The sequence below is a fragment of the Streptomyces sp. NPDC056987 genome, assembly GCF_042673865.1.
Classification (GTDB): domain Bacteria; phylum Actinomycetota; class Actinomycetes; order Streptomycetales; family Streptomycetaceae; genus Streptomyces.
Window position 1 is genome coordinate 1 of the sequence record NZ_JBHURV010000078.1, and the last position, 8636, is coordinate 8636.

Here is an 8636-nt window from a genome sequence, read left to right on the forward strand (position 1 = left end):
GGCCCGGTGGATTCACCTCCACCGGGCCGGCGCCCTGTCGTGTGGTACGGGGCCCCGAGGGGCGTGGTCAGGCGGCGGTCTCCCGCTCGCGCGGCGCCATGGTGCGCGCGCTCGCCGGCAGGGCGAGATTCCAGGCGGTGACCACCGGACGGTCGTGCTCGGTGCCGAGCCGGGAGACGGCGCCGGTCGCGAGGTGGAAGAGCGAGCCGGCCGCGGGAGCGAGACCGAGGTAGCGCGCCGTCAGCACCCGCAGGAAATGGGCGTGCGCCACCAGCGCGACATCCGCGCCGTCCAGGGAGTCCAGCGCCGCCAGCGCCTCGGTGAGGACCCGGTCGGCGCGGTGCCCCACCTCGCCGGGGCCCTCGCCGGGCTGGCCCGCGGGCCCGGGGACGACGCCGTCGGTCCACAGGTCCCAGTCGGGACGGGTACGGCGGATCTCGACGGTCGCGATGCCCTCGTACCCGCCGTAGTTCCACTCCCGCAGATCCGGTTCCACCGCGTACGGGGCGAGACCGGCCAGCTCCGCCGTGCGCCGCGCGCGGGCCATCGGGCTGACCAGCGTCCGGCCGATCCGGCGCTCGCGCAGCAGCGGCGCCAGCGAACGCGCCTCGTCCTCGCCGCGCCCGGTCATCGGCAGATCGGTGTAGCTGGTGTGCTGTCCGGACAGGGACCAGGCGGTCTCCCCGTGCCGTACCAGGATCAACTCGCCCATGACTGACGCCCACTTTCCTGTACGCCCGCGCCCCGGTGGCCACGCGGCTCCGAGGGGAGAACCCGGCGGGCCGTGATCGCATTCCGTCGGACCCAGTGTCTCGTGTTCCCGCCCCGGTGACCCGCCGGGAATGGGGCGGACGGCTCCCGTGTTACACCGATGTGCCGGTTGATGGACATGACATCCAGTTCCAGTTCCGTCTCCGGCCGTGACGGTCCGGGACCATCCGTGACCGTCGGGAACGAACCGTGACGTTCGGCCACCGAGGAAGGAATCCCGCATGAAGCCTCGTATCCACCCCGTCTCCCGTCCGGTCGTCTTCCGGGACCGCGCCGGTGGAGTGGCCTTCCTGACGCGCTCCACCGCCGACTCGGACCAGCGCGTCGAGTGGGAGGACGGGAACACGTACCCCGTCGTCGACGTCGAGATCTCCTCCGCGAGCCATCCCTTCTACACCGGGAAGGGGCGCGTGGTGGACACCGCGGGCCGGGTGGAGCGCTTCGAGCGCCGCTACGGCAAGGACGGCGAAGCGCGGCGCGGCTGACCGTGCCCCGCGGCGACCGGGCGCGGGCCCGCCGCCGAGGACCGAGCCGGGCGGGAGACCTGACCGAGGTCTCCCGCCCGGCTCACGTACGCCCGTACGCCGTAGGCCCGCAGCGCGCGCCGCGGCCGGTGCCGATACGTTGGTGGCCGGGGTGACACACCGGAAACGGAAGACGAGGAAACGCCATGACCTCCGTCCCCCACGCCGTCCTCAACAACGGCGTCACGATCCCGCGGCTCGGCTTCGGCGTCTTCCAGATCGACGACGCGGAGACCGCCGACGCGGTCCTCGCCGCCCTGGAGACGGGCTACCGCAGCATCGACACGGCCGCCGTGTACGGTAACGAGGCGGGCGTCGGCCGCGCCCTCGCCGACTCCGGGATCCCACGCGACGAACTGTTCGTCACCACCAAGCTCTGGAACGACGACCAGGGGTACGACGCGGCCCTCACCGCCTTCGACGCGAGCCTGGACCGGCTCGGCCTCGACCAGGTGGACCTGTATCTCATCCACTGGCCCACCCCCGGGCGCGACCGGTACGTCGACACCTGGCGCGCGCTGGAGAAGCTGCTGGCGGACGGCCGCACCCGCGCCATCGGGGTGTCCAACTTCCAGCCCGCCCACCTCCAGCGGCTGCTGGACGAGACCGGGATCGTCCCCGCCGTGAACCAGATCGAGCTGCACCCCGGCCTCCAGCAGGCCGGACCGCGTGACTTCCACGCCCAGCACGACATCGCGACCGAGGCGTGGAGCCCGCTGGCCCAGGGCGCGCTCCTCCACGAGGAGACGATCAGGGAGATCGCCGGACGGCACGGCAGGACGCCCGCCCAGGTGGTGCTGCGCTGGCACCTCCAGATCGGGAACATCGTGATCCCCAAGTCCGCCACCCCGGCGCGGATCCGGGAGAACTTCGACCTCTTCGGCTTCGAACTGTCCCCCGACGACCTGCACGCGCTGAGCGCGCTCGACCGCGGCATGCGTACGGGCCCGGACCCCGACACCTTCGACTGAGGGCCCGTCGGGTCATCTTCCCGAGCCGGCGGCGGCCTCAGGCACTGTCCTCCGGGTTCCAGTCCAGCAGGCGTACCTTCGCCACCGTCCGCACATGGCGGCGCATCGCGGCGGCCGCCGCCTTGCCCCGCCGCTCCTCGATCGCCTCCAGGATGGCGCGGTGCTGCGCCAGCGACCGCGCGGGGCGGCCGGGCTGCCGCAGGGACTCGTGGCGGCTCTCGGTGATCTGCTCGGAGATGGCGCGCATGAACTCCGCGAGCAGGGAGCTGTGCGCGGCGGCCGTCACCGCGGCGTGGAAGAGCCGGTCGCCCTCGACACCGTGCCCGCCCGCGCCGATCTCCTCCGCCATGTGCCGGAGCGCGTCGTGCAGCGCGGCCAGGTCCGGCGCCGTACGGCGCTCGGCGGCGAGTTCGGCGAGCTTGGTCTCCAGCGCCTCACGGGCCTCCAGCACATCGGGCAGCCGGCGCCTGCGCTCCACCAGCCGCTCCACCGGCTCCGGGTCGAGGCTGTCCTTGCGCAGATAGGTGCCGCCGCCGTGCCGCACCTCGACCAGACCCTGGACCTCCAGGACGACGATCGCCTGCTTGACGGAGGCACGGCTGACCCCGAGCCGCTGCGCCAGCTCCCGCTCGGGCGGCAGCCGGTCGCCCGAGCCGAGCCGCCCCTCGGCGACATAGCTCCGCAGCCGGTCGAGGACCTGTTCGTACAGGCGTGGCCGGGCCATCGGCCGTAGGGCCCGGGGCACATCCTCCTCCGCCGGGGGACCCGGCACAGAGCCTCGCGCGTCGGACATCCGGACACCCCTCCCTGGTCACCGCCTCGCCCGTTTCCTCCCGGTCCCGGACGCGTCAGCCTAACACCGGGCGGACCAGTGGCTGAGCCAATTCTTGTCGGATCCCTTGACGCCCGTCCCGGTCCGCGGCCAATGTGGTCCAGCCACTTGGCCAGTGGTCCAGTCAGCCGCCCGACCCCCTTGGCCCCGTGTGGCCAGCCGGTCGTCGCCCACTTCCTCTCCACACCGAGGGACCCAGGGACGGGAGCCCGCGCCATGTCCGCCGAACTGATCTCGATACTTGTGCTGGTGGTGGTCTTCGTGATCGCCACCACCCGGTCCATCAACATGGGCGCGCTCGCCTTCGCCGCCGCGTTCGGCGTCGGGGAACTCGTCGCAGGCCTCGACGCGAAAGGCATCTTCGCGGGCTTCCCCGGCGATCTCTTCGTCGTGCTCGTCGGCGTCACGTACCTCTTCGCGATCGCCCGCGCCAACGGCACCACGGACTGGCTGGTCCATGCCGCGATCCGGCTGGTCCGCGGCCGGATCGCACTGATCCCGTGGGTGATGTTCGCGATCACCGCGCTGCTGACCGCGATCGGAGCCGTCTCCCCGGCGGCCGTCGCGATCGTCGCGCCGATCGCGCTGAGCTTCGCCGCGCGCTACGGCATCAGCCCGCTGCTGATGGGCGCCATGGTCGTGCACGGGGCCCAGGGCGGCGGATTCTCCCCCATCAGCATCTACGGAACGATCGTCAACGGCATCGTCGAACGGGAGAAGCTCCCGGGCAGCCCGCTCACCCTCTTCCTCGCCTCGCTCGCGGTCAATCTCGTCATCGCCGGGATCGTCTTCGTCTGCTGCGGCGGGCTCGCGCTGCGCGGCACCCGGTCCGGGCCCGCCCCGGACGGCGCGGCCGATGGGAGCGGCAAGGAGCCTGCGGGGGAGGGGAGTTCACGGCTCACCCCGGCCCGTACCGCCACCCTCGCCGCCCTGGCCGCGCTCGTCGTCGCCGTCCTCGCCCTCGACCTCGACGCCGGACTCTCCGCCATCACCCTCGCCGTCCTCCTCAGCGCCTGCTGGCCCGACACCAGCCGCAAGGCCGTCGGGGAGATCGCCTGGCCGACCGTACTGCTGATCTGCGGCGTCCTCACCTATGTCGGCGTCATGGAGGAGATGGGCACCATCGACTACGCGGGCAACGCCGTCGGCGACATCGGCATCCCGCTCCTCGCCGCCGTACTGCTCTGCTACATCGGCGCGATCGTCTCCGCGTTCGCCTCGTCCGTCGGCATCATGGGCGCGCTCATCCCGCTCGCCGTCCCCTTCCTCGCGCAGGGCGAGATCGGCGCGATCGGCATGATCACGGCGCTCGCCATCTCGGCGACCGTCGTCGACGTCAGCCCCTTCTCCACCAACGGCGCCCTCGTACTGGCCGCCGCGCCCGACGTCGACCGTGAGCGTTTCTTCCGACAGCTCATGGTGTACGGGGGGATCGTGGTGGCGGCGGTACCCGCCGCCGTCTGGCTGCTGCTGGTGGTGCCAGGCTTCGGATGACCGGTCAGACCCGTCCACAGCAAGGAGAACGCCGCGTGTCCCCTCTCTTCCCGGCCCTGGCCGCCCGCTCGCAGCGCCCCGCGCTCCGGTTCGGCGACCGCGCCCTCACCCATGCCGAACTGGCCGACGCGGCAGGCTCCCTGGCCCGCCGGCTCGCGGGCGAACAGCGGGTCGCGATCTGGGCCACCCCCACCCTCGGCACGGCGGTGGGGGTGGTGGCGGCGCTGCTCGCCGGGGTCCCGGTCGTCCCCGTCAACCCCAGGAGCGGTGAACGGGAACTGGCCCACATCGCCCGGGACAGCGCCCCGACCCTCGTTCTCGCGGAGCCCGGTGTCACCCTGCCGCCCGCGCTGGCCGCGCTGCCGCGCCTCGACGTGGATGTGGACGCGGGCACGGGCGTGGACGGGGAGGCGCCGGAGGCCGGGAGTCCCGCCGGAGCCTTTCCCGAGCCGTCGCCGGAGGCGCCCGCGCTGATCGTCTACACCTCGGGCACCACCGGGCCGCCCAAGGGAGCCGTCCTGCCCCGCCGCGCCCTCACCAGCACTCTCGACGCGCTGGCGGACGCCTGGCAGTGGACCGCCGACGACGTGCTGGTCCACGCGCTGCCCCTGTTCCATGTCCACGGGCTGATCCTCGGCATCCTCGGTCCGCTGCGCCGGGGCGGCTCCGTCACCCATCTCGGACGGTTCGACACCGCGGGCGTCGCCCGGGAACTCTCCTCGGGCGCCACCATGCTCTTCGGCGTGCCCACGATGTACCACCGCATCGCCGAGGCGCTCGCCGACGACCCCGCGCTCGCCGAGGCGCTGGCCGGCGCACGGCTGCTGGTGTCCGGCTCGGCGGCGCTGCCCGTCCACGACCACCGGCGGATCGCCGCGGCCACCGGCCGCCGGGTCGTCGAGCGGTACGGCATGACGGAGACCCTGATGAACACGAGCGTCCGCGCGGACGGCGAACCGCGCGCCGGGACGGTCGGTGTCCCGCTGCACGGCGTCGAACTCCGGCTGGTCGACGAGTCGGGCGCCGCCATCGAGACGTACGACGGCGAGAGCGTCGGCGAGATCCAGGTACGCGGCCCGAACCTCTTCACCGAGTATCTGAACCGCCCCGACGCGACCGAGGCCGCCTTCACCGACGGCTGGTTCCGCACCGGGGACATGGCGATCAGGGACCCCGACGGCTATGTCCGCATCGTCGGCCGCAAGGCCACCGACCTGATCAAGAGCGGCGGTTACAAGATCGGCGCGGGGGAGATCGAGAACGTCCTGCTGGAACACTCCGGGGTACGGGAGGCCGCGGTGACCGGTGAGCCCGACCCCGACCTCGGCGAGCGGATCGTTGCCTGGATCGTCCCGGCGCGCCCCGAAGCACCGCCGACGGAAAAGGAGTTGGCCGACCATGTCGCCGGGCAGCTCGCCGCGCACAAGCGGCCGCGCACCGTGCGCTATCTGGACGCGCTGCCCCGCAACGACATGGGGAAGATCATGAAGCGGGCGCTCCATGGCTGAGCGGCGGGGCGCGCGCGAGGCGATCGCGGCGGTCCTCGGCAGCGACGCCGGGACGTTCACCGAACTCCCGGCTCCCGAGGGCACTTCTGCCCCGGACGGCCCGCTCGGCTGGGAGGGGTACGACGCCGCGCTGGCCCGGGCGGCGGACCGTACCGGCGAGGAGGAGTCCGTCGTCTGCGGCACCGGCCGGATCGGCGCCACCGAAGCGGTCGTCGTCTCCTTCGAGTTCGGCTTTCTCGGCGGCTCCCTCGGCGAGCGCACCGGCGACCGGCTGGTGGCCGCGTACCGCCACGCGCGCGAACGGGGGCTGCCGGTCGTCTCGCTGATCGCGACCGGCGGCAGCCGGATGCAGGAAGGCATGCGGGCCCTGCTCCAACTCCAGCGCGTGGCCGGGGAGTCCGCGCTGACCCGGGCGGCCGGGCTCGCGCAGCTCGCGGTGGTGCGCGACCCGACGACCGGCGGCGGCTGGGCCACCCTGGGCGCGGGCGCCGATGTCGTCCTCGCGCTGCCCGGGGCGCAGATCGGCTTCGCGGGGTCACGGGTACGCCCCGCGGACGCCGATCCGTCCGCGTACACCGCCGAGGCCCAGCTCGCCGCCGGGCAGCTCGACGCGGTGGTGGCCGAGGAGGAACTGGCCGCCACGGTGGCCCGCTGGCTGGCGCTGCTCACCGGCGGCCGCGCGGAGCCGCCCGACGGGTGGGCCGGGGGCGCCCCGCCGCCGCCCGCCGCGCTGGGCCGTTCCGGTCCCGCCGCCACCGGCTGGGACGCGGTCCTGGCGGCCCGCTCGCCCGGACGGCCGCGCGCCGCCGCCTATCTGGACGCGTACTTCGACCACCGGGAGGAGATCCGCGGCGACCGCTGCGGCGGTACGGACCCGGGCATGCTCTGCGGATTCGGCCGCCGGGAAGGGCGTACGGTCGCGTACGCCGCGCAGTGCGGCACCGCCACGCTCCCGGCCGGATACCGTACGGCCGCCCGGCTGATCCGGCTCGCGGAACGGCTCGGCATCCCCGTACTGACCCTGGTGGACACCCCCGGCGCCGCCAACGACGCGCGGGCGGAGCGCACGGGGGCGGGCGCCGCCATCGCGGACCTGTTCGCCGCCGTGGCTGCGGCTCGGGTCCCCGTCACCACCCTGCTGATCGGCGAGGGCGGCTCGGGCGGTGCGCTCGCCCTGGCAGCCGCGGACAACACCTGGGCCACGCCGGACAGTTACTTCTCCGTCATCGCGCCCGAACTCGCCACGGCCATCCTCAAGCGCGACCCGGGGCGTACCCGCACGACGGCGGACCAACTCCGGCTGCGGCCACAGGACCTGGTGGCGCTGGGTGTGGTGCGCGGCATCGTCCCGGGGCCGGACGGGCGGGACGGGAGGAGCAGGCCGGGGCCGGGGGACGGGTGAGAGGGCGGATTCTCATGGGCCTCTCACCAGCCTTTCAGACAATATGCCTAAGCTGAGCGTCGTGACTTACACGACGCCGCCCGGCTGGCATCCCGACCCGGGGCACTCAGGTGACGGTCCACGCCAGGAACGATGGTGGGACGGGTCCGCGTGGACCGACGAACTCCGCGCCGCCCCCGCCGGCCAGTGGGACCAGCCGGCCGCACCGCCCTACCCGCCGGCGCCGCCGCCCGTCCCGCGGAACAAGGGACGGCGGATCGCCCTCGGGGCGACCGCCGCGGTGGTCGCCATGGCGCTCGCGGGCGGTTTCTACCTGCTCGGACGCGACGGCGGCGGCACCGACGCGGTGGGCAGGGCGGGCTCCGGCCCCGCGCCGTCCACGGCGCCCTCGCAGCCGGGGGAGGGCTCCCCGGCCCCCGACGGGCCCGGTGGCCCGGGCGGTGGCGGCGGGGGGAACGGCGGTCCCGGACAGCCGGAGACCGAGGACGGCTACGCCACCGACGGCGCCAGCGGGATCAGCATCCCCGTCCCGGACGGCTGGACCGGCGAGTCGGGCCCGGTCGGCGCCGGGGTGACCACCGGGACGTACAAGTGCCCCGGGGACACCTCGCAGTCCTGTGTACGGGGCGGCGTGTTCTCCGTGCCTGCCGTCGCGCTGAAGATCACCGCCACCAACGCCAAGGCAGTGGCCGAGCAGGACATCGACACCAACGCCAAGGAGTCGTACGGCGGCACGACCTACGGCGAGATCTCCTCGCACGAGGAACTCAAGTCCGAGGCGGTCACCGTCGCCGGGCAGCGGGGCTATCTGGTGCGGTGGAAGGTGATCACGAGCAAGGGCGACGACGGCTATGTGCAGTCGCTCGCCTTCCCCTCCCCGGCCTCGCCCAAGGTGCTGGTCGTGGTCCGCTCGGGCTTCGACGTCAACGACAAGGCGCCCGAACTCTCCGTCATGGACGAGATCACCCAGGGCATCAAGAAGGCGGCGGGGACCGGCGCGGGCGGGACCGGCCGCGGCGTCTGACCGCACGTCACCCTTCCGCCCGGCCCCCGGACGCCGCAACACACCGGGACACGCCGGAACATCTCCCAAGGCTAAATACTCCCTAGTGACCGATAGTGAACCAGTACCGT

The 8636-nt window shown here is 73.5% G+C and carries 8 protein-coding genes; 6 read left to right on the forward strand and 2 right to left on the reverse strand.

The genetic code is table 11. From position 1 onward, the window contains the following. Nucleotides 1-67: 67 nt before the first annotated feature. A complete protein-coding gene (locus ACFTZC_RS41620) occupies nt 68-712 on the reverse strand; it encodes a histidine phosphatase family protein (RefSeq protein WP_382899288.1) in 645 nt (214 codons plus the stop codon). Between the two features lie 280 nt (nt 713-992). On the opposite strand from ACFTZC_RS41620, the gene ACFTZC_RS41625 reads away from it, so the two are divergent. Both ACFTZC_RS41625 and ACFTZC_RS41630 read left to right on the forward strand, forming a co-directional pair. Continuing rightward, complete coding sequence (locus tag ACFTZC_RS41625; RefSeq protein WP_382899290.1) at nt 993-1256, forward strand: type B 50S ribosomal protein L31; 264 nt, start codon at nt 993-995, stop codon at nt 1254-1256. A gap of 185 nt (nt 1257-1441) precedes the next feature. Beyond that, on the forward strand, nt 1442-2266 hold the full coding sequence (locus tag ACFTZC_RS41630) for an aldo/keto reductase (protein WP_382899292.1): 825 nt from the start codon (nt 1442-1444) through the stop codon (nt 2264-2266). Nucleotides 2267-2303: 37 nt separating this feature from the next. Here ACFTZC_RS41630 and ACFTZC_RS41635 read toward each other — a convergent pair whose 3' ends face one another. After that, nucleotides 2304-3011, reverse strand: a complete 708-nt coding sequence (locus ACFTZC_RS41635; protein ID WP_382899301.1) for a FadR/GntR family transcriptional regulator — start codon at nt 3009-3011, stop codon at nt 2304-2306. Between the two features lie 303 nt (nt 3012-3314). Between ACFTZC_RS41635 and ACFTZC_RS41640 the strand changes: the two genes are divergently transcribed. The 4 genes from ACFTZC_RS41640 to ACFTZC_RS41655 all read left to right on the forward strand — a co-directional run bounded on the left by ACFTZC_RS41640 (nt 3315) and on the right by ACFTZC_RS41655 (nt 8526). Then, nucleotides 3315-4592 (forward strand): SLC13 family permease, encoded by a 1278-nt coding sequence (locus ACFTZC_RS41640; protein WP_382899293.1) that lies wholly within the window; start codon nt 3315-3317, stop codon nt 4590-4592. A gap of 35 nt (nt 4593-4627) precedes the next feature. After that, nucleotides 4628-6100 (forward strand): acyl-CoA synthetase, encoded by a 1473-nt coding sequence (locus ACFTZC_RS41645; protein WP_382899295.1) that lies wholly within the window; start codon nt 4628-4630, stop codon nt 6098-6100. Then, a complete protein-coding gene (locus ACFTZC_RS41650) occupies nt 6093-7502 on the forward strand; it encodes a carboxyl transferase domain-containing protein (RefSeq protein ID WP_382899297.1) in 1410 nt (469 codons plus the stop codon). The genes ACFTZC_RS41645 and ACFTZC_RS41650 overlap by 8 nt, the downstream gene beginning before the upstream one ends. Nucleotides 7503-7563: 61 nt before the next feature. Continuing rightward, the gene (locus ACFTZC_RS41655; RefSeq protein WP_382899299.1) at nt 7564-8526 is read left to right on the forward strand and encodes a DUF2510 domain-containing protein; all 963 of its coding nucleotides are present in this window, start codon (nt 7564-7566) and stop codon (nt 8524-8526) included. Nucleotides 8527-8636: the final 110 nt, after the last annotated feature.

Excerpts from the sequence above, each read along its gene's own strand:
- ACFTZC_RS41620 (WP_382899288.1), bottom strand. The coding sequence starts at position 712 with ATGGGCGAGTTGATCCTGGTACGGCACGGGGAGACCGCCTGGTCCCTG.
- ACFTZC_RS41625 (WP_382899290.1), top strand. The coding sequence starts at position 993 with ATGAAGCCTCGTATCCACCCCGTCTCCCGTCCGGTCGTCTTCCGGGAC.
- ACFTZC_RS41630 (WP_382899292.1), top strand. The coding sequence starts at position 1,442 with ATGACCTCCGTCCCCCACGCCGTCCTCAACAACGGCGTCACGATCCCG.
- ACFTZC_RS41640 (WP_382899293.1), top strand. The coding sequence starts at position 3,315 with ATGTCCGCCGAACTGATCTCGATACTTGTGCTGGTGGTGGTCTTCGTG.
- ACFTZC_RS41650 (WP_382899297.1), top strand. The coding sequence starts at position 6,093 with ATGGCTGAGCGGCGGGGCGCGCGCGAGGCGATCGCGGCGGTCCTCGGC.